The sequence below is a fragment of the Streptomyces sp. NBC_01255 genome, from assembly GCF_036226445.1.
Lineage (GTDB): Bacteria > Actinomycetota > Actinomycetes > Streptomycetales > Streptomycetaceae > Streptomyces.
Genome location: NZ_CP108474.1, coordinates 4,570,677 through 4,589,984 on the forward strand (window position 1 = coordinate 4,570,677; position 19,308 = coordinate 4,589,984).

Here is a 19,308-nt window from a genome sequence, read left to right on the forward strand (position 1 = left end):
TGCTTCGATGTTGACGAAATAGTGAATGCAAGTTACGTTCGGCGATACGTAAATGCTGGCTGTTGCGATCGGGCGTCCGGGAACGAGGCGCTGCTCGCCACCCGGGATGGGATCTCCGATGACGTCGACGTTCGCCCCCGCGCGCACTTCCTGGCGCACCTGGCACCGCCCCCTGCTGGTCTGCTCCGGCCTGATGGCCGTTCTCGTGCTCGTCTGCGGCGTCGGCCTCGCGGTCGACGACCGGCTGCTGCTCGGTGAGCCGGTCTGGTACAAGCCGCTGAAGTTCGGTTTCGCCTTCGGCCTCTACGCCGCCACCCTCGCGTGGCTGCTCGCCCGGCTGGACAAGGGGCGGCGCCTTGCCCGGTGGCTGGGCACGGTCTTCGCGGTGACCACCGTCGCCGAGGTCGGCGCCATCACCGTCCAGGCGGCGCGTGGCACCATCAGTCACTTCAATGCGGACCAGGTCGATCCGGTCACCCTGGCGCTGACGCCGGTCCTCACCTTCGGGGTGATGGTCATCGTGATCGCCCAGCTCGTCATCGGCGTCGTCGTCCTGATCCAGCGCACCGGCAGCCCGGCCCTCAACCGGGCCATCCGCGCTGGCATCGGCCTTACGATCGCGGGCATGCTCATCCCGGTCTACTGGATGGTCACCGAGGTCAACCCCCGCACCGTCACGGACGCCAACGGGCACGCCATCCCCCTTTATCAGGGGCACGGCATCGGCGACCCCGACGGCAGCGGCATGCCGCTGACCCACTGGAGCACCACCGGCGGCGACTTCCGCGTCCCGCACTTCTTCGCCCTGCACGGCATCCAGGTGCTCCTCGTCCTCGCCTTCGTCCTCACCGCCCTCGCCGCCCGCCACGCCTGGCTCCGCAGCGAGCAGGCACAGGCCCGCCTCGTGGGCGCGGTGGCCCTCGGCTACACCGGCCTGGTCGCCGTGGTGACCTGGCAGGCCGGCCGCGGCCAGTCCTTCCTCCACCCGGACACGACCACCCTCACTGCGTTCACCGCGGTGCTGCTGTTTACCGCCGGGACGATCGTCACGACGATTGTGAAGGCCCGGCGCGCGGGCGCGGAGGTGGTCGAGCATGCCTGACACGAGGCGCGGAACGCACCCGCAGGGCGCCCCCGTCCTGGATCAGGAGGACCTGTGCAACGTGGTGAAGTCTGGTGGGTCGAGTTCGACGAGCGGCGGCTGGCCGTACTCCTGTCGGGAGACACGGCGTCCGGGATCCGGATGATGCAGGTCGTCGCCCCGGCGGGCGTCGACATCAGCGGTCTGGGCGTCGAAGTGGCCGTGGGTGCCATGGAGGGACTGCCCTTGGAAGGTGTGCCGCGGTTCGCGTTCCCGCGTCCGGGCTTCACCCCGTGTACGTGGCTGACCACCGTGTCCCAGGGCGACCTGATCGAGCCGGCGGGCGTCCTGTCCTCCGCGAAACTCAGCGAGGTCGAGCAGGCCATCCGGCTCGCCGAACAGGCGAGGGAGCGGACCCCGGCGGCGACCGCGAAGCTCAGCGAGATAAGTGACGCCCTCCGTCTCGGTGGACTCGGGTAGACGGAAGGGGAACCGACGCCCGCGGTGGCGGGGTCGGTACCGCTTCGAAGGCGGGCAGGCCGCGCTGTCCGAGTCTCTGGGGTACACCGTCGCCGCCTCGACCTGGTGGGCCTCTCGGTGACCCTGCCGCGCCAACGCGCACCGGTTTCGAAACGACGGGCCAACAACGAAGCCCCAGGTCGCTGACCTGGGGCTTCGTGGAAGAGCGGATGACGGGAATCGAACCCGCGCTATAAGCTTGGGAATCACCGCCGCCCGGCGGGGCTATCCTGCCTCTGACCTGCGGGAACATGCTCAGGCGGCGCTCATTCAGCGGGCTCGTGGGCACCTGTGCCGACCGCTGTTGTCCGTCCTGAAGGGCACGGTTGGGGCACGAGGTGACGAAGGCGATCCCCGCCTCCCCGCTGCCCACCGGGTCGCCGCGATCGCGCCCAGAAGGAGCGGGCCAGGGCCTTCAAATGAGCCTTCGCGCGCCCTGCGGATGCCCTCCGGGCACTGCTCGGCTGAGTGGAAACGGCCGCACCCGTGCCGCTCTCGCGTTGGCGCTGGCGACGCTGACGGCGTCGGGATTCACTGCGCCGTCGGCGTTCGCCGACTCGGCCTCGGACGTGACCGTCCTGCCTGCGGCCCCGCGCTTCTCGCCTCGCGCCACCTCGATCCTCAACGCGGGGGAGACCGGCTCTGAGACGCGATTGAGCCAAACGGTCCGTTCGTTTATCGATCACCCTCGGCGCTACGGTTCCGATCCCGCACTCGTTCCGGCCGGCCACGGGGGCAACTGGTCCTTGCCTCTGAGTTCTTCGGCCTTGTCGAAGCACGCCTGAGCAGCAGCGGTTTCGCTGAAGTGCGCGTGGGTCCGTCCGACGGCCATCAGGGTGTCCGTCGAGCCGCCGGCGTCGCCGACCTGACGTCGCAGAGCCAGAGCCTCGGTCAAGGCGTCGAGCGCTTCGTCACGCCGGCCGAGTGCGCGCAGGGTGTCGCCGAGATCTTCCAGGGCGATGGCGATGTTGGTGAGGTACCCCAGCTCGCGGCACATGGCCAGCACCTGGCGGTACACGGCCTCGGCCTGCCGGAGTTCGCCAGCGGCGCGATGGGCCGTGGCCAGTCCGCTCAGGAGCGGAGCCTCGCTGCGCTCGCTGCCGGACCGCCTGAAGAGATCGATGGCCTTCCGCGCGTGGTCGAGGGCTTGCCGTGGGCGGTGCGTCCCGCTGTAGGCCCGGGAAAGGTTGGAGTAGACACCCGCCCGGCACTCGAGATCGCCGCTCGCCTCGAAATGGGGGAGGCAGTCCAGCAGGCAGGTGAGGCTGGCATCGTGCCGGTGCGCCATGCGGTGCGCCACCCCGAGGCGGAACAGGACCCATGCCTGCCCCTCGTGGTCGTCGTGCGCCTTCGCCGTGGCCAGCGCCGACCGCAGGCAGGTGTCCCACACGCCGGTCCACCAGTACGTGGTGGCGTAGCCGAAGAGGTTGAGGGCCAGCCGCCAGGCCAGATCCGGACGCAGGGACAGCGCGGCCGCCTGGACGGCTTCCCGCAGGTTGGGCAGCTCCTGCACGAACCACGCCAGCGCCCCGGCGGCGTCGTAGAAGCGCGGCGCCCGGCCCGCCGGGCCCTCCTCGAACCTCGGGCCGGCGGGCATGCCAGGCGCGATCGTCGCACTGGCCGCCTCGGTTGCGACGGTGTACCAGGTCAGGAGCCTCAGCAGCGCCGTCCTTCGGGCGGGCTCGGACTCCTCCGCGGCGCTGCGCTCGGCCGCGTACTCTCCGACCAGGTCGTGGAACCGGTATCGCCCGGGCTCCGGATTCTGCAGCAGATGTACGTCCCCCAGGAGTCCGAGCACCTCGGCGGTCCTGCGCGCGGGAAGGTCCAGCAGCGCGGCGGAGGCATCGAGGCTCAGCCCCTCGCCGCGCCACAGGCTGAGCAGCCGGAAGGCACGCGCCGCGTCGCGTTCGTGGCGGTCACGGCTGTCCCGCAGCATCCGATAGCTGGAGGCGAAGGAGCTGTGGACGGACAGGCTGCCGGCCGACAGGGCCCGCAGCCGGCCGTCGCCGGCTTCCAGTTGCTCCGCGATCGCGCGCAGCGGCCAGGAGGGGCGAACCCTCGCCTTCGCTCCGACGATCCGCAGGGCCAGGGGCAGTCCGGCACAGGCCGCCAGGATCCGCGTAGCGTCCCCTGCCTCCGCCAGGACTCGGTCGGCACCGCAGAACGCCGAGAGCATCGCCCGTTGGTCGCCTTCGCCGAGCGGCTCCAGGGGAACCCGGGCTCCGATGGGCAGGTCGGGCAGCGCGTTCCTGCTTGTGATCAGGACCGAGCAGCCGGCCGAACCCGGCAGGAGCGGGAGCACCTGCTCGACGTCGTGGGCGTTGTCGAGGACCATCAGCACGCCCCTGTCCGTCAGGCGGGTACGGAGCAGCGCCGCGCGTCCGTCGGTGTCGCCGGGTATCGGCAGGCCGGGACCGGCCGGAGTGTCGGACAGATCGCTCAGGAAGCGCCCGAGCAGGTCGTGCGGGTCCTGGCGGGTACCGAGCCCGAATCCGTGCAGGTCCGTGAAGATCTGGCCGCCCGGAAAGCGGTCGCCCAGGATGCGCGCGGTGTGGACGGCCAGGGCGGTCTTCCCGACGCCGCTCATCCCGGTGACGACCGCCATGCGGGGGCCCCGGTCGTCCGGCCGGGGGGTGAGCAGCTCGATCAGGGTCCGCACCTCGTCGGCGCGCCCCGTGAAATCGGGGACGTCGGCGGGCAGCTGGGACGGAGCGGGCCAGGTCCTGACGGTACGAGGGTCAGCGGCTTCGTCGGGCACGTCGGCGTCGACGGACGCGCCGCCGCCGGGGTGTCCGCTGGCGGCGTGCACCGCATCGGCCTGCCGGCCGTTCTCGGCGGCGACGGCCGGGCCCGTCCACTGCAGTGCCGGGTCGTCGACCAGCAGTGACTGATGCAGATCGCGCAGTGCGCGGCCCGGATCAGTGCCGAGCTCCTCGACCAGGTCATGGCGCACGCGCTCGAACGCGAGCAGCGCCTCGGCCTGGCGACCGCTGCGGAACAGGGCGAGGATCAGCTGGGCGCAGAACACCTCGTGCAGTGGGTACCGGGCGGTCCACCGGCTGATCTCGGGAACGATCTCGTGGTGACGCCCCAGCCGGAGCTCGGCCGCGAAGTGCCACTCCCGGGCCTGCACCCGCGCCTGCTCGTAGTGTGTGATCTGGGGACGCAGGGTCTCGGACACGGGGGCGTCAGCGAGCGGAGCACCGCGCCACAGCTGTTCGGCCGCCCGGGTCAGGCGGCTGACGGACACCCAGTCCTGCCGGGATTGTGCCGTCTTCGCCTCAGCGAGCAGCAGGGTGAACTCCTCGGTGTCCACCTCGCCGCCGTGGACGAGTAGCCGGTAGCCGGTCGGTACGGACGCGAGGCGCTCGGCGTCGACGGCCGACAGGGTTCGTCGCAACTGGCTCACGTAGTTGCTCAGGGCGGCAGCGGCCGTCGCGGGCGGACTCTCACCCCACAGCGCGGCCGCGAGCCGCTCACGTGAGACGAGGCGGTTCGGCTCGAGAAGCAGCGCGGCCAGCAGGGCCCTGCTCTTCGGAGTGGGAACGGCGAGAGGCCTGCCACCGGCGTCATGGACGGTCAGCGGACCCAGCAGACCGAACCTCATCCCCACCGCTCCGTGATCCCCGGGCACGCCACCGCGCTGATCATAGCCAGCGCCGAAACCGGGCCGTTGACGTTCCATTGCCGCCGCCCCGCAGACTCGGGCGCCAGAGACCGACGTGCACCGGAGCCGAGAAGAGTCCGGAAGCCGAGAGGAACAAGGAGGCCTTGTGGCCAAGGTCGTGGAACTCACCTATTACCCGGTCAAGGGCTGCGCGGGCCTCTCCGTGCAGGATGCCTTCATGGCCCCGGCGGGACTCCCTCACGATCGCTCATTCATGATCGTCGACGAGAACGGAGTCTTCCGCAGCCAGCGGCGCGATCCCCGGCTGGCCCTGATACGCCCGAGCATCGCGGCCGACGGAACACGCCTGACCTTGGAGGCCCCGGGCTCCGGCACCGTCACCGTCCCGGTGGACTCGTCGTCCGAGCGACGGCCGGTGGAACTGTTCGGAGCTCCGTTCACCGGCATCGATCAGGGCGACGAGGCAGCAGCCTGGCTTTCCGCGGTGACAGGCGGGCCGAGCCGACTCGTGCGGGTGCCGCCCGAGCACGACCGGATCACCGACGGACTCGTCGCGGGCACATCGGGCTACGCCGACAGCTGCGCGGTGCACGTCGTCTCCCGCTCGTCCATGGCCGCCCTCAACGAGCGCCTCGTCTCCGACGGCGCGGAACCGCTGCCGATCAGCCGGTTCCGCCCCAATGTCGTCGTCGACGGATGGGACGATCCCCACACCGAGGACCTCGCGCGCCGCATCACCGTCGGCTCGGTGGAGTTGGCGTACGCGAAGCTCGCCATCCGCTGTGCCGTCACCTTGGTCGACCAGCAGTCCGGGTGCCGGAGAGGGCGGGAACCGATCCGCACCCTCGCCACCTACCGGCGGGCCGCTGAGGGCGGCGTCGCCTTCGGCGTGAAGCTGGCCGTGGTCCGGCCCGGCCGACTGTCCGTTGGCGACGGCGTGACAGTCAGCTCGTGGGGTGTGTCCGAACTTTGCGCCGATGGTGCGGCGACGATCATGTGACCGGGTCGGACAGGTCTGGGCAACGACGAAGCCCCAGGTCTCTGACCTGGGGCTTCGTTTGAAGAGCGGATGACGGGAATCGAACCCGCGCTATAAGCTTGGGAAGCTCATGTTCTACCATTAAACTACATCCGCACAGCGGCCGTATGAACGGTGCCGCATCGTTGCACACTGTACCCCATGCGCCACTTGAGGCGAAGCTCACGCCTCCGCGTGTGCGGAGCGCCGCCTGGAGGGTGTCCTGTTGATCCCCTAATGTGGCTGTCTCGTCCACCGCATGTGTAGGGGAAGGGACTTGATGGGTTCCATGGAGCGCACCATCGTCCGCTGTGCCGAAGGGCACGTGTTCAGTACCGCCTCGTTCCCGCTTCAGCAGCTCGGGGCCGGGCGGATCGGGCCCGGGCGGCTCATTCGGTGTCCCCGGTGTGCGCGGTTGCGGCACGCGGTGCCCGTGGTGCTCGGGCAGCGCTGAGCCGAGGGGCCGGGCGCGGGGCCCTGCCGATTGGGGCAGGTCCGCGCCCTCTGCGTATCGTGGGGGCGTGCTTCTCTCAGACAAGGACATCCGGGCCGAGATCGATGCCGGACGGGTGCGCATCGACCCGTACGACGAATCCATGGTGCAGCCCTCGAGCATCGACGTGAGGCTTGACCGCTTCTTCCGGGTGTTCGAGAACCACCGCTACCCCCACATCGACCCCGCCGTCGAGCAGTTCGACCTGACGCGTGAGGTCGAGCCGGAGGGCGACGAGGCGTTCATCCTCCACCCCGGCGAGTTCGTGCTCGCCTCGACCTACGAGGTCATCTCCCTGCCGGACGACATCGCGTCGCGGCTGGAAGGTAAGAGCTCCCTCGGGCGGCTCGGGCTGGTCACGCACTCGACCGCCGGGTTCATCGACCCCGGTTTCTCCGGGCACGTGACCCTGGAGCTGTCGAACCTCGCCACCCTGCCGATCAAGCTGTGGCCGGGCATGAAGATCGGCCAGCTGTGCCTGTTCAAGCTGAGCTCGCCCGCCGAGTTCCCGTACGGCAGCGAGCGGTACGGCTCGCGGTACCAGGGGCAGCGGGGGCCGACGGCCTCCCGCTCGTTCATGAACTTCCATCGGACCCAGGTGTGAGGCGGTAGCCGGCATGAGTGAAGTACGCGAGAACCTGACGTACGAGGGCTTCGGCACCGCCGTCCGCGAGCTGGCGCAGACCATCGCCGACGACGGCTACGAGCCCGACATCGTGCTCTCGATCGCCCGCGGCGGCGTCTTCGTCGCCGGCGGTCTGGCCTACGCGCTCGACTGCAAGAACATCCACCTCGTGAACGTGGAGTTCTATACCGGCGTCGGGACCACCCTGGAGATGCCGGTCATGCTGGCGCCCGTGCCCGACGCGATCGATTTCAGCGACAAGAAGGTGCTCATCACCGACGACGTCGCCGACACCGGCAAGACGCTCAAGCTCGTCCACGACTTCTGCGTCGACCATGTCGCCGAGGTCCGCTCGGCCGTCATCTACGAGAAGTCGCACTCGCTCGTGAAATGCGAGTACGTGTGGAAGAAGACCGACGAGTGGATCAACTTCCCCTGGTCGGTCGAGCCGCCCGTCGTGAGGCGTGAGGGCCAGGTTCTCGACGCCTGAGTCGCCTGCGGCGCTTGAGGGTGTGATTGCGGTACGGGAGAAGGGGCCCTGTCGGCTTCGGTCGACGAGGGCCCCTTTTTCTTTACGTCCGCTTTTTCTTTACGTCCGCGCGTCGCTCAAGGGTGAGCGGCCGGGGTCAGTCCCAGACGTAGAGGCCCCAGCCGGCGGATTCGCGCAGGCAGTAATAGGACGAGTATCCGTGGCGAACGTAGTATTCGCCGCCGCCCTTGCATTGCGACTCGGAGCTGTAGTGAGCAATGAAGTGCTGCGCGGTAGCAGTGGCGGGAGCGGCGGAAGCGCTGCTCGACACGGCTCCCGTCAAACCGAATGCGGCAAGTGCGGCCGAGAATATTGCTAAGCGAGAAATCTTGCCGGACATAAAACTCCTCGAATGAGTCGAAAGCCATTCCATGCGGTGAGTCCGGGCCGATCCTCTCATCTGACGGCAGCATGTCAACGGAGTTCCCGGGGGGTGGCGAAAAAGCGCTCCCCGAGTGCGGAAACGCCGCTCAGGCGACCAGGTTGCTCAGTGCCCGGTACGTGTTCGTGCCGGGCACACCGTCCAGCGGGCCCGTGTAGCCGCCGGTCTGGGCCAGGCGCTGGAGCGCCACGTACGTCGCCGTGCCGGGTGCTCCGTCGATCAGGCCCGAGTAGCCCGAGCCGCGCAGGCACGCCTGGACGCCGGCCCAGCTGTACGAGCCGAGCACGCCGTCGGCCGGGCCCGTGTAGCCGCCGAGTACGGCCATCCGCTGCATCGCCGCGTACGTGTTCGTCCCCGGAGCGCCGTCGATGGGACCCGTGTAGCCGAAGCGGCGCATCACCGTCTGGACGCCCTTCCACGAGTTGGTGCCCATGGCGCCGTCGATCGGGCCCGTGTAGCCGCCCGCCGTCGCCAGGGTCTGCAGTCCCTTGTACGTCGCCGTGCCGGGCGCCCCGTCCAGCGGGCCCGTGTAGCCGTAGCCCCGCAGGACCGTCTGGACGCCCTTCCACGAGTTGGTGCCCATGGCGCCGTCCAGCGGGCCGGTGTAGCCGCCGCCCTTGGCGATCTTCTGCAGGGTCGTTCCGTCGGCCGTCGAGATCGGGCCGGGGCCCGTGCCCGTCACGCTCAGGTACGTGCGGACGGCCGCGAACGTGTTCGGGCCGGGCACGCCGTCGATCGGACCGCTGTAGCCGTAGTCGGCCGCCAGCCGCTGGAGCCCCTTGTACGTCTCCGGGGTGGGGGTGCCGTCGATCGGGCCCGTGGAGTAGCCCTGCGCCAGGACCGTCTGGACGCCCTTCCACGACAGGGGGCCCAGGACGCCGTCCACCGGGCCCGTGTAGCCGCCGCGCTGCGCCAGCTGCTGGAGCGTCTTCGCGTCCGCCGTCGAGATCGTCACCGGCCCCGTACCGCCCGCCTGCGCGAGGTAGCCGCGCAGCCCGGCGTACGTGTTCGGGCCCATGATCCCGTCGACCGGGCCCGTGTAGCCGCCGCGCTGGGCCAGGGTCTGCAGTCCCTTGTACGTGTTCGGGCCGGGGGCTCCGTCGACCGGGCCGCCGTACAGGCCCAGCTGGGTGAGGAAGGTCTGGATGCCCTTCCACGACAGGGGGCCCAGGACGCCGTCCAGCGGGCCCGTGTAGCCGCCCAGCTGCGCGATCCGCTGGAGCGTCACGCCGTCGGCCAGCGGGATGTCCGGCGCCGGGTCGGGGATCGGGTTCGGGCCCGGGGGCGGCAGGACCGCCGAACCGAACGCGTCCGGCTTCGCCTGGTTCAGGTCGACGGCGACGCCCTTGACCGACCCCGTGTCGCTGAACTGGTGGATCGCCCACGCCGGATACGCCGTCCCGATCCGCGGGCTGCCGGCGGGAGCGCCGTAGTCCGCGATCCAGAGCTTCGCGCCCGTCGCCTGCGTCTGCGGCCAGGAGCGGGACTGGAGCAGGGAGGAGTACGTGTAGAGGAACGGGGTCGTGCCCAGACGGGCCTTCACGATGCCGATGAACTCCGCCGTCTGGGCGTCCGTCCACACCGGGCTCTGGTCGACGCCCTCGACGTCGACCATCAGCGGCTCGCCGGGGCGGTAGTCACGCAGATGGGCGAGGAAGTACGCGGCGTCGGTGGCCGCCGCTCCCCAGCCTGTCATCCAGTAGTGGCCGACCAGGAACCCGGCGGCCCTGGCCTCGTCGACCTGCCGGACGTAGTGCGGCGAGGTGTACGGCTGGTGGGTGCCGTCGTTCGAGCCGCCCGACTTCACGACGCAGAACCGGAAGCCGGCGCTGCGCGCGGCCAGGAAGTCCAGGTCGGCCTGGCTGGTGCCGACGTCGATCCCGTACACCGCGTCCGTGGGTGAGGGGGTGGGGGCCGGGCCCGGCGCCGGTGGCGTGGACGGCGGGTGCGCGGACAGCCAGCCCGAGACGCCGAGGATCGTGTTCGGGCCGAGGACGCCGTCGATCGGCCCGGTGTAGCCGCCGTCCCGGGCCAGGGCCTGGACCGCCTTGTACGTCGCCGCGCCGGGCACGCCGTCGATCGGGCCCGTGTAGTCGTAGCCGCGGACCGCCGTCTGCACGCCCTTCCAGCCGTTGACGCCGATCGCGCCGTCGACGGGGCCGGTGTAGCCGCCGCGCTGCGCGAGCGTCTGCAGCACGCGCTGGTCGTCCGCGGTCAGCGGGTACGTGGAGCCCCCGGGGCCCGGGGTGCCGACATCGGCCATCCGCGCACCGACGTTGTCCAGCGTCCAGCCCAGGTAGACGAGGCCGGCGAGGGAGTTGTACCGGGCGACGGACTGGGTCCCGATGCGGTAGCCGCCGGGAGCGAAGTCCTCCCCGCCCGACAGGTGGCCCGTCGCCATCAGACAGCGCGTGCCGCCGCCGTCGAGGTCCAGGGCCACGTGGCCGGGCGTGAGCCGGACCGCGTTGGCCCACCAGTGGAAGGCCCCGCGGGGCGCCGCCGAGTAGTCCGGATGCCCCTCTCCCGACGCCTCCCACGCGTCGTACGCCGTGCCCCGCGAGCTGCTCAGGTCGCAGGCCCGGAACATCAACGACTGGCACATGTCCGACCAGTTGGAGCCGTTGTCGAAGCCGGCGGCACCACCATCGGTGACGTGCAGGCGGGCCCACTGCTCCGCCCCGGCGACCGTTCTCGTCAACTCGCACCTCGCTGAAGGCCGTTGGGGGTGGCGGGGGAGGTGAGGACGGACAAGTCGGCCGTCGCGAGGATCGTCTCGGATCCCACCAGTTGGGCCCGTACCACCGGTCGTGCGCCCGTCGTCGCCGCCGTCGGTACGGCTCCGTGCCGGAGCCACGGGGCCAGGTCGACCGTTCCTTCCGCGTCCGTGTCGAGGTCCAGGTAGCCGTGCCGGCCCGGGGACTTCCGGCCCTCGGACACCTCGAACCAGAGACCGGGACGGGCCGCGTGGAAGGAGCCGAGGGAGAACCGGACCCGTCGGCCGGACAGCGGCCTGCCGTCCGGTGCGGCGAGCGTGAACAGCACTCCGGTGGCCGGGGCACCGGAGGGCCCCGGTGCTCCCGTGGCCCGCCAGGCGTATCCGGGTGACGAGAACGTCCCCCGGACGTCCGCGTCGCCGGACGTCCGGGGCGGGCTCGCCGCCGAGGCCGTGCCGACCGCGCCCACCCCCACTCCCAGAACCAGTCCCGGCAGCAGCGCGCCGGCCGTCCGCAGGACGGACCGCCGGGACAGTCCCCGCCCCCGCCCTTCGCCGTCAACCCACTCGGGCACCTGACCTCCTGGAATCCCTGTACCGCCGGCCGAACCACGGACCGGTCAAGACCACCCCACGGGCCGTGCGCCGACAACCCAACGAAAACGCGGAGTTGAAGCCCCGGTTCCGCGCATTCGTTGGGTTGTCGGCGACGGGGCGGCCCGATGGGATGAGCGGGCTCGCGAACCGTCCTAGACGAGGAGAAGCGTTGACCGAGAACGAGGCACGGCACCGTTGTGGCGGCGGCCAGGACGACCACCACCCCGTCGTCCCCGCGGGCGTCAGCCGCCGCACGCTGCTGCGTGGCGCGGTGGTGGGCGGCGGAGCGCTGGCCGCCGGCGGGCTCGTGCTGCCCACGAGTGCGTACGCCGTCCCCGCGCTCTACAACCCGTTCGGCGCGTACGCCGTCACCGGCCCGTGGGACCCGCCGTACCACAACGGCATCGACTACGGCATGGCCGTGGGGACGTCGCTCCCGGCCTGCGGCGCCGGAACCATCGAGAACATCGCCTACAACGGCACCGGCGGCCACACCGTCACCATCCACCACGCCGAGGGCTACCGCAGCCAGTACATGCACCTGTCGCAGTTCCTGCTGTCCAACGGCGCCTCCGTGGCCGCCGGGACGATCGTCGGGCGCTCCGGAGGGGCGGCCGGGGCCGACGGCGCCGGCAACTCGACCGGACCGCACCTGCACTGGCACGTCATCAACGCGAGCGGCGTCCGGGTCAACCCGCTCTCCGTCGTGGGCGGCGGTACGCCCCCGCCCTCCTCCGGGGGCGAGGGGCTGACGCTGCAGAAGATCGCCGGTGCCGGCGGCTACACCGGAGCCCTGGACGGCGTGCCGGGCACCAACACCTGGAAGGGCGTGCAGCAGGTCGTCACGGGCTACGCCTACACCGGCACGATCGACGGCGTGCCCGGCACGAACACGTACAAGGGCCTCCAGCGGATGGCCGCGAAGGGCGGCTACGGCGGCCCGATCGACGGTGCGATGGGCACCAACTCCTGGATGGGCGTGCAGACCATCTGCCGGCGCTTCGGCTACGGCGGTCCGATCGACGGAGCCCCGGGGACGAACACGTACGCGGCGATGCAGCGGATCGCCAAGCTCGGCGGCTACACCGGCCCGGCCGACGGCATCCTCGGCGGCAACTCGTGGAAGGGCCTGCAGAGGCTGTTCACCGGCTTCGGGTACACCGGCCCGATCGACGGCGCCCCCGGCAAGAACACGTACATGGGGCTCCAGCGCATGGCCCAGCTCGGCGGCTACGGAGGCCCGGTCGACGGCGTCCCCGGCGACTACACCTGGGCGGCGCTCGCCAAGCTCGTCTGAGGCATCCTCTGACACGTCCGCTCGTCCGACCGCTCGTCGAACTCCGTTGGGGCAGGGTCTCTTTCCGAGGCCCTGCCCTCAGGCATGCCGCTCAACTATCTTCATCGTTGCGTGCCGGAGGGCTGTCACCGGAGGGCCGCCCCGGAGCCGAGGAGGACGATGAGGATCCGTAGCGGTCCGTGGCGGGTCGCGGAGCTGCCCACGACGAGGGCCGGCGTCGAGCGGGCCTTCTCGTACTTCACCGCGGGGGTCCGGCTCGGGACCGTCGCGCAGATGGTTCCCGCGGTGCAGCTCGGGGCGGCGCGCTCGCCGCACGAGGCCGGCTACCTCGCGTGCTGGGGCGCCGCCGCCCTCGCCGCGGTCGCGGTGAGCGTCGTGACGCTCGTACGCCGCCGGCCGCCGGGCACGGTCGTGTCCGTGCTCGACTTCGGGCTGGCCTGCGCCCTGCTCGTCCTCGGCCCCCTGGTGCTCGCGCCCTGGGACCGCTTCGGCACCTGGACCGCGTTCCAGCCGGGGTACGCGCTGTCCGTCATCATCACCGCCGGCGGGGTGCGCGCCCTCGGGGTCTGGGCGGGCAGCCTGCTCGCCGTCTCCGTCTGTTACGTGGTCTACCTCGGCGGCGACGTCGGGAGCGAGATGACGTCGACCGCCGTCGGCAACGTCATGACCTATGTCGTGTACGCGCTGGTCGCCCGCATGTTCTTCGGGTACACCCGCCGCATCGCGCGCGACGCCGACGCCTCACGCGCGCGTGCCGCCGAGCTGGCGCGCCGCGAGGAGGAGCGGCGGGCGCAGGTGATGATGCACAACGGCGTCGCCGTCATGCGCCTGCTGACCGAGCAGGGCGACGACGTCTCGCGGGCCCGGCTCGTCGGCCAGGCCGAGGTGGAGCTGCGGCGGATGCGCTCCTATCTGCGGGGCACGGACGTGTACGTCTCCGACGCCGAAGGGGCCTCGGTCGGGCTCGTCCCGATGGTCAGGCGGGTGTGCGACCGCTTCGCCGACCTGAACGTCGTCGCCTCGCTCGACCTCTGCACCGGCCTGCGGATCCCCGCCGCGCAGGCGGAGGCGCTGGAGCGCGCGCTCGGGAGCCTGCTCCTGAACGTCCGCGTGCACGCCCGCGCGCACGAGGTCGTCGTCCACCTCGACGACCAGGAGACCGAGCGCGGGGGCTGGACGCTGACCGTGCACGACGACGGCGTCGGCTTTGAGCCGGCGTCGGTGACCGCCGGGGTCGGACTGCGCGAGGTGGTCGTCGGCGAGCTGCGCCGGCGGGGACTCGGCGTCGGGATCGTGTCCGCCGTGGGCGAGGGGACGACCGTGACGGTCCGGTCGCGCCCGGGGCCGGACGCGGATCCGCCGGGGCCGGCGCATCCGACCGTACGGGCCGCCTTCGCGGACGCGCCGTGAGGCCCGCGGTGGCGGTCGTCGACGACGCCTCGCTGATCCGCGAGTCGATCGGGCTGCTCATGCCCGGTCTCGACGTCGTCGCCTCGGTCGCGACCGTCGAGGAGCTGGTGCGCCGCAGCCCGGCGGTGGACGTCGTCCTGCTCGACCTGCACCTGGCCAACCTCGAACAGCAGCCCGACGCGCGCCAGGGCATCGCCGCCATCCGTACGCTGACCCGCCGCGGCTACCGCGTCTGCGTCTACAGCCAGGAGGAACGCCGGTTCGTCCTCGCGGCGTGCATCGCCGCCGGCGCGAGCGGCATCGTCTCCAAGGCCCTGCCGCGCGACCGGGCCGAACAGCTCTTCCTGGACGTCGCCGCCGGCGGCACCGCCGTGCCGCAACAGGTCGTCGGCATCCTCGAAGTGCTCGTCCGGCGCGACTGCATCACCCTGCTGAGCGAGCGCCAGCGCCAGATCCTGCACGGCCGTGCCCGCGGCCTGAGCTACGCCCAGGTCGCGCGCGAGCTGTTCGTGAGCGAGTCGACGCTGCGCGGCTACTGGTTCGACCTGACCAGGTCGCTGTCGGACTCCCTGCGAGGCCTCACCCCCGGCGAGATCGAGCGCGCCCTCGGGCTCGCGCCGGGCGACCTCCTGGAGTACTGGGCCGAGGGGGCGACGGACCCGCTGGACCCGCCGGACCGCAAGGACTGGTGGCGGATCGGCGGCCGGAGCCGCTGAGCGGATGCGGATGTACGGAGCGGCCCCCCACCGAAGTGCGATGGGGGGCCGCTCCCTGTGCGTGCGTACGTGTGTACTGCGCCGCTACAGCATGCCCAGCTTGGTCAGGCTCAGCAGCGCCACGAGCTGGATCGCCGACGCGCCCAGGGCCTTCGGCCACGGCAGGTCGTGCGAGCGGCTCACCATCACGGTGAGCAGGGCGCCGAGCGCCAGCCAGGTCAGCCAGCCGACGACCTGCACGAAGCCGTTCTCGCCGCCCAGGAAGAGCGCGAAGACGAGCCGGGGCGTGTCCGTGATCGACATGATCAGCATCGACAGGCCCACGGTCGGCTGCCAGGAGCCGTCGCCGCCGAGCTGGCGGGCGAGCGTGTGCGTGACCGCGCCCAGGATCAGTCCGCCGACGACGAAGCCGAGGGCGGTCATCAGGACGTACGGGATCGCCGTCGACAGGGTCGCGTTGATCGCCTCGTCGCGCGCCTTGTCGAAGCCGAAGATCGCGAGCAGGCCGTAGAGGAAGGTGACGATCAGCGCCGGGCCCCAGACGGCGTGGTCCCGCATCCGGAGGAAGGTGTCCGCCGGGCGCAGCACGATGCCGCTCAGAAGGGCCTTCCAGGGGAGGCGGGGGCCGGTGGGGACGGGCGGCGCGGCCTGGTAGCCGCCGCCGTCGCCGTACGGGTCGTCGACGCTGAACATCTGCGTGTGGCCCGGGTTGTTCGCCGTGCCGGCGTGCGCCTGCTGTCCGGGCGGCTGCTGCTGCCCGTACGAGTCCCCGAAGTACTCGGGCTCGCCGTAGGGCTGCTGCTGCGGCTGTCCCTGGGGGCCGCCGCCGTACTGGCCGCCGCCCTGCGGGCCCTGCTGACCGCCGTACTGACCGCCGTACTGGCCGCTCTGCGGGGGCCACTGCTGCTGCGGGTACGGCGGCGGGGCCGCGTTGTACCCGTAGGGCGCCTGCTGCGGTTGCTGTTGCTGCGGGGGGCGGTTGTCCCGGCCGCGTCCGTTCCTGAATCCAGCCACGCCCTTGAACGTACCCGCTCGGGCTGTGAGGGCGCGCGTCCGGACGGTCCTTGCCACTGAGCTGTGACATCCCCTAAGGGATCCTCGGGGGAGCCATGGGGGACGGCGGGGCCGTGACGCGGTCGGTGGACAGCCTTGAGGGCGCTGTTACAAATCCGACGTATCACCTCAATGTCGGCCTCGTAGCTTCGGAGATGTCAGCGACCCGAGGACCCCACCAAGGAGCTCTTCCGATGCGTGTCACCCGCCGTTCCGCCCGTACCGCCGCAGTCGCCACCGGGGCCGTCGCCGCCCTCCTCCTGCCGGCCGCGGGGGCCTTCGCCGCCGACGTGCCGGACCAGGACCAGGACCCGAGCGTGAGCGACGAGTCGGTCCTGTGGCGGAACGTCGACCTCGCCGACGGCTCGCTCGCCAAGGTCTACCAGGACGGCCCGGGCCGCTTCTCCGCCGACATCTACGCGGGCGGGTCCCTGATCGACACGCTCACGACCACCGGGCAGCCGGCCTACGGGCAGAACAACGGCCTCCACGTCACCCTCCAGCCGGACGGCACGGTGACCTCCTGGCTGGAGACCGCCCCGAAGCCGACGCCCAAGCCTGCCCCGAAGCCGACGCCCAAGCCTGCCCCGAAGAAGCCCGCCCCACAGCAGGCGTACGCCAAGATCACGCTCCCCGACGGCAACACCGCCAAGTTCTTCAAGAGCAAGGGCCCGAACACCTGGCCCCGCGTCGAGATCGACCGGCCGAACGGGCACGCCGTCGGCACCCTCGATCTCAAGCACCCCACCGCCGCCCACCACGGCTGGACCTACAAGCTCGTCGACACCGGCAAGCACCGCTACGAGCTCGCCGCGATCGACACCCCGAAACAGGGCGCCGACAGCTGGGTCTACGACTTCCAGGGCAAGCTGATCGAGAAGTACACCGCGCAGAAGACCGCCTGAGGCGAGGACACAAGAAGGACGGCCGCCCCGCATCTCCGCGGGACGGCCGTCCTTCTCGTACGTACGTGACTACTGCCTACTGAGCCGGCTCCGGCTCCGGCGCGGACTCCGGCTCCGCCGGGGTCTTCACCGAGTCGAGGAGCAGCTGGGCCACGTCCACGACCTGGAGGTTCTCCTTCGCCTTGCCCTCGTTCTTCTTGCCGTTGACGGAGTCCGTCAGCATGACGAGGCAGAACGGGCAGGCGGTGGAGACGATGTCCGGGTTCAGGGACAGGGCCTCGTCGACGCGCTCGGTGTTGATGCGCTTGCCGATCCGCTCCTCCATCCACATCCGGGCACCGCCGGCGCCGCAGCAGAAGCCGCGCTCCTTGTGGCGGTGCATCTCCTGCTGGCGCAGGCCGGGGACGGCGGACATGATCTCGCGCGGCGGCGTGTAGACCTTGTTGTGACGGCCCAGGTAGCAGGGGTCGTGGTAGGTGATGAGGCCGTCGACCGGGGTCACCGGGATCAGCTTGCCCTCGTCGATGAGGTGCTGGAGCAGCTGGGTGTGGTGGATGACCTCGTAGTCGCCGCCGAGCTGCGGGTACTCGTTGGCGATGGTGTTGAAGCAGTGCGGGCAGGTCGAGACGATCCGCTTCGCCGACTTCGGCTTCTTCGTCTCCGGATCGTCGTCGTCCTCGCCGAACGCCATGTTCAGCATGGCGACGTTCTCCTGCGCGAGCTGCTGGAACAGCGGCTCGTTGCCCAGGCGGCGGGGGGAGTCACCGGTGCACTTCTCGTCGCCGCCCATGATCGCGAACTTGACGCCCGCGATGTTCAGCAGCTCGGCGAAGGCCTTGGTGGTCTTCTTGGCCCGGTCCTCCAGGGCGCCCGCGCAGCCGACCCAGTACAGGTAGTCGTACTCCGAGAGGTCCTCGACGTCCTTGCCGACGATCGGGACCTCGAAGTCGACCTCCTTGGTCCACTCGACGCGCGCCTTCTTGGCGAGACCCCAGGGGTTGCCCTTCTTCTCCAGGTTCTTGAGCATCGTGCCCGCCTCGGACGGGAACGCGGACTCGATCATCACCTGGTAGCGGCGCATGTCGACGATGTGGTCGATGTGCTCGATGTCGACCGGGCACTGCTCGACGCAGGCGCCGCAGGTGGTGCAGGACCACAGGACGTCCGGGTCGATGACGCCGTTCTCCTCGGCGGTGCCGATGAGGGGGCGCTCGGCCTCGGCGATCGCCGACGCGGGGACGTCCTTGAGCTGCTCCGGCGTCGCCTTCTCGTTGCCCTCCATGTCCTTGCCGCCGCCGGCGAGCAGGTACGGGGCCTTGGCGTGCGCGTGGTCGCGCAGCGACATGATGAGGAGCTTCGGGGAGAGCGGCTTGCCGGTGTTCCAGGCGGGGCACTGCGACTGGCAGCGGCCGCACTCGGTGCAGGTGGAGAAGTCGAGGATGCCCTTCCAGGAGAACTGCTCGACCTGGGAGACACCGAAGACGGCGTCCTCGGCCGGGTCCTCCCAGTCGATCTCCTTGCCGGCGGTCGTCATCGGCTGGAGCGCGCCGAGGGCGGTGGAGCCGTCGGAGTTCCGCTTGAACCAGATGTTCGGGAAGCCGAGGAAGCGGTGCCAGGCGACACCCATGTTGGTGTTGAGCGAGACCGTGATCATCCAGGTGAAGGACGTGACGATCTTGAGCGCCGCGACGAAGTAGGTCAGGTACTGGATCGTGCTCAGGCTCAGGCCGTCGAGCAGCGCGATCAGCGGGTACGAGGCGAAGAAGCCCGGCTCCCAGCTGGTCACGTGGTGCTGGACGCCTTCGAGGGCGCGGAGCGTCATGATGCAGGCGCCGACGATGAGGATGACGGCCTCGACGAAGTACGCCTGGCCTGTCTTGGAGCCGGTGAAGCGGGACTTGCGGCCCGCCCTGGTGGGGCTGCTGAGCTGCCGGATCACGATGAGGGTCAGGATGCCGAGGACCGTCATCAGGCCGAGGAACTCGGTGAAGATCTCGTACGGCAGCCAGTCGCCGATGATCGGGATCAGCCAGTCGGCCTGGAACAGCTGGCCGAAGGCGTTGACGATCGTGAGGAGCAGCGAGAAGAAGCCCACCGCGACGAACCAGTGCGCGAAGCCGACGATGCCCCAGCGGTTCATCCGGGTGTGGCCGAGGAACTCCTTGACCAGCGTGATGGTGCGCTGCGTGGGGTCGCCGGTGCGCGTGCCCGCGGGGACCGGCTGGCCGAGGCGTACGAAGCGGTAGATCTGCACGGTGGCACGGCCGAACAGCGCGACGGCCACCACCGTGATGACGATCGACACGACGATCGCGGCGAGTTGCATGAGGGGCTCCTCGGGC

At 70.7% G+C, this 19,308-nt stretch carries 15 protein-coding genes and 1 tRNA gene; 9 read left to right on the forward strand and 7 right to left on the reverse strand.

Annotated features, from left to right (window positions below; all coding sequences use genetic code 11):
* The first annotated feature begins 118 nt into the window (after positions 1 to 118).
* Together OG357_RS20490 and OG357_RS20495 are read left to right on the forward strand one after the other, a co-directional pair.
* Positions 119 to 1,102, forward strand: coding sequence for a hypothetical protein (locus OG357_RS20490; protein WP_329622528.1), 984 nt, complete (start codon positions 119 to 121; stop codon positions 1,100 to 1,102).
* Positions 1,103 to 1,156: 54 nt separating this feature from the next.
* A complete protein-coding gene (locus OG357_RS20495) occupies positions 1,157 to 1,561 on the forward strand; it encodes a type II toxin-antitoxin system PemK/MazF family toxin (protein ID WP_329622529.1) in 405 nt (134 codons plus the stop codon).
* Between the two features lie 733 nt (positions 1,562 to 2,294).
* Here OG357_RS20495 and OG357_RS20500 read toward each other — a convergent pair.
* Complete coding sequence (locus OG357_RS20500; RefSeq protein WP_329622530.1) at positions 2,295 to 5,207, reverse strand: AfsR/SARP family transcriptional regulator; 2,913 nt, start codon at positions 5,205 to 5,207, stop codon at positions 2,295 to 2,297.
* A 166-nt stretch (positions 5,208 to 5,373) separates the two neighbouring features.
* On the opposite strand from OG357_RS20500, the gene OG357_RS20505 reads away from it, so the two are divergent.
* Complete coding sequence (locus OG357_RS20505) at positions 5,374 to 6,228, forward strand: MOSC domain-containing protein (protein ID WP_329622531.1); 855 nt, start codon at positions 5,374 to 5,376, stop codon at positions 6,226 to 6,228.
* Positions 6,229 to 6,292: 64 nt separating this feature from the next.
* Here OG357_RS20505 and OG357_RS20510 read toward each other — a convergent pair.
* Positions 6,293 to 6,363 (reverse strand) — tRNA-Gly (locus OG357_RS20510).
* Positions 6,364 to 6,767: 404 nt separating this feature from the next.
* Here OG357_RS20510 and dcd point away from each other — a divergent pair.
* Positions 6,768 to 7,343: a dCTP deaminase gene (gene dcd, locus OG357_RS20515; protein WP_329622532.1), complete on the forward strand. Its 576-nt coding sequence runs from the start codon at positions 6,768 to 6,770 to the stop codon at positions 7,341 to 7,343.
* A gap of 13 nt (positions 7,344 to 7,356) precedes the next feature.
* Entirely contained in the window at positions 7,357 to 7,854 is a 498-nt protein-coding gene (locus tag OG357_RS20520; protein WP_317596877.1) for a phosphoribosyltransferase, read from the forward strand.
* Between the two features lie 136 nt (positions 7,855 to 7,990).
* On the opposite strand, the gene OG357_RS20525 is transcribed toward OG357_RS20520, so the two are convergent.
* The 3 genes from OG357_RS20525 to OG357_RS20535 form a co-directional block, all read right to left on the reverse strand.
* Positions 7,991 to 8,233, reverse strand: coding sequence for a hypothetical protein (locus tag OG357_RS20525; protein ID WP_329622533.1), 243 nt, complete (start codon positions 8,231 to 8,233; stop codon positions 7,991 to 7,993).
* Between the two features lie 130 nt (positions 8,234 to 8,363).
* On the reverse strand, positions 8,364 to 10,973 hold the full coding sequence (locus OG357_RS20530) for a GH25 family lysozyme (RefSeq protein ID WP_329622534.1): 2,610 nt from the start codon (positions 10,971 to 10,973) through the stop codon (positions 8,364 to 8,366).
* The gene (locus OG357_RS20535) at positions 10,970 to 11,563 is read right to left on the reverse strand and encodes a hypothetical protein (RefSeq protein WP_329622535.1); all 594 of its coding nucleotides are present in this window, start codon (positions 11,561 to 11,563) and stop codon (positions 10,970 to 10,972) included. The genes OG357_RS20530 and OG357_RS20535 overlap by 4 nt, the downstream gene beginning before the upstream one ends.
* 191 nt (positions 11,564 to 11,754) lie before the next feature.
* Here OG357_RS20535 and OG357_RS20540 point away from each other — a divergent pair, with 191 nt between their 5' ends.
* From OG357_RS20540 to OG357_RS20550, 3 genes are all read left to right on the forward strand, one after another.
* Complete coding sequence (locus OG357_RS20540; protein ID WP_329622536.1) at positions 11,755 to 12,882, forward strand: peptidoglycan DD-metalloendopeptidase family protein; 1,128 nt, start codon at positions 11,755 to 11,757, stop codon at positions 12,880 to 12,882.
* Positions 12,883 to 13,041: 159 nt separating this feature from the next.
* Positions 13,042 to 14,292, forward strand: a complete 1,251-nt coding sequence (locus OG357_RS20545) for a sensor histidine kinase (protein ID WP_329622537.1) — start codon at positions 13,042 to 13,044, stop codon at positions 14,290 to 14,292.
* Entirely contained in the window at positions 14,289 to 15,008 is a 720-nt protein-coding gene (locus OG357_RS20550) for a response regulator transcription factor (RefSeq protein WP_329622538.1), read from the forward strand. The genes OG357_RS20545 and OG357_RS20550 overlap by 4 nt, the downstream gene beginning before the upstream one ends.
* An 84-nt stretch (positions 15,009 to 15,092) precedes the next feature.
* On the opposite strand, the gene OG357_RS20555 is transcribed toward OG357_RS20550, so the two are convergent.
* The gene (locus OG357_RS20555) at positions 15,093 to 16,022 is read right to left on the reverse strand and encodes a Yip1 family protein (protein ID WP_329622539.1); all 930 of its coding nucleotides are present in this window, start codon (positions 16,020 to 16,022) and stop codon (positions 15,093 to 15,095) included.
* 233 nt (positions 16,023 to 16,255) lie between these two features.
* Here OG357_RS20555 and OG357_RS20560 point away from each other — a divergent pair, with 233 nt between their 5' ends.
* Positions 16,256 to 16,966 (forward strand): hypothetical protein, encoded by a 711-nt coding sequence (locus tag OG357_RS20560; protein WP_329622540.1) that lies wholly within the window; start codon positions 16,256 to 16,258, stop codon positions 16,964 to 16,966.
* A 76-nt stretch (positions 16,967 to 17,042) separates the two neighbouring features.
* Here OG357_RS20560 and OG357_RS20565 read toward each other — a convergent pair whose 3' ends face one another.
* Positions 17,043 to 19,292 (reverse strand): (Fe-S)-binding protein, encoded by a 2,250-nt coding sequence (locus OG357_RS20565; RefSeq protein ID WP_329622541.1) that lies wholly within the window; start codon positions 19,290 to 19,292, stop codon positions 17,043 to 17,045.
* Positions 19,293 to 19,308 lie beyond the last annotated feature (16 nt).

Excerpts from the sequence above, each read along its gene's own strand:
- OG357_RS20490 (WP_329622528.1), top strand. The coding sequence starts at position 119 with ATGACGTCGACGTTCGCCCCCGCGCGCACTTCCTGGCGCACCTGGCAC.
- OG357_RS20500 (WP_329622530.1), bottom strand. The coding sequence starts at position 5,207 with ATGAGGTTCGGTCTGCTGGGTCCGCTGACCGTCCATGACGCCGGTGGC.
- OG357_RS20520 (WP_317596877.1), top strand. The coding sequence starts at position 7,357 with ATGAGTGAAGTACGCGAGAACCTGACGTACGAGGGCTTCGGCACCGCC.
- OG357_RS20525 (WP_329622533.1), bottom strand. The coding sequence starts at position 8,233 with ATGTCCGGCAAGATTTCTCGCTTAGCAATATTCTCGGCCGCACTTGCC.
- OG357_RS20545 (WP_329622537.1), top strand. The coding sequence starts at position 13,042 with ATGAGGATCCGTAGCGGTCCGTGGCGGGTCGCGGAGCTGCCCACGACG.
- OG357_RS20560 (WP_329622540.1), top strand. The coding sequence starts at position 16,256 with ATGCGTGTCACCCGCCGTTCCGCCCGTACCGCCGCAGTCGCCACCGGG.
- OG357_RS20565 (WP_329622541.1), bottom strand. The coding sequence starts at position 19,292 with ATGCAACTCGCCGCGATCGTCGTGTCGATCGTCATCACGGTGGTGGCC.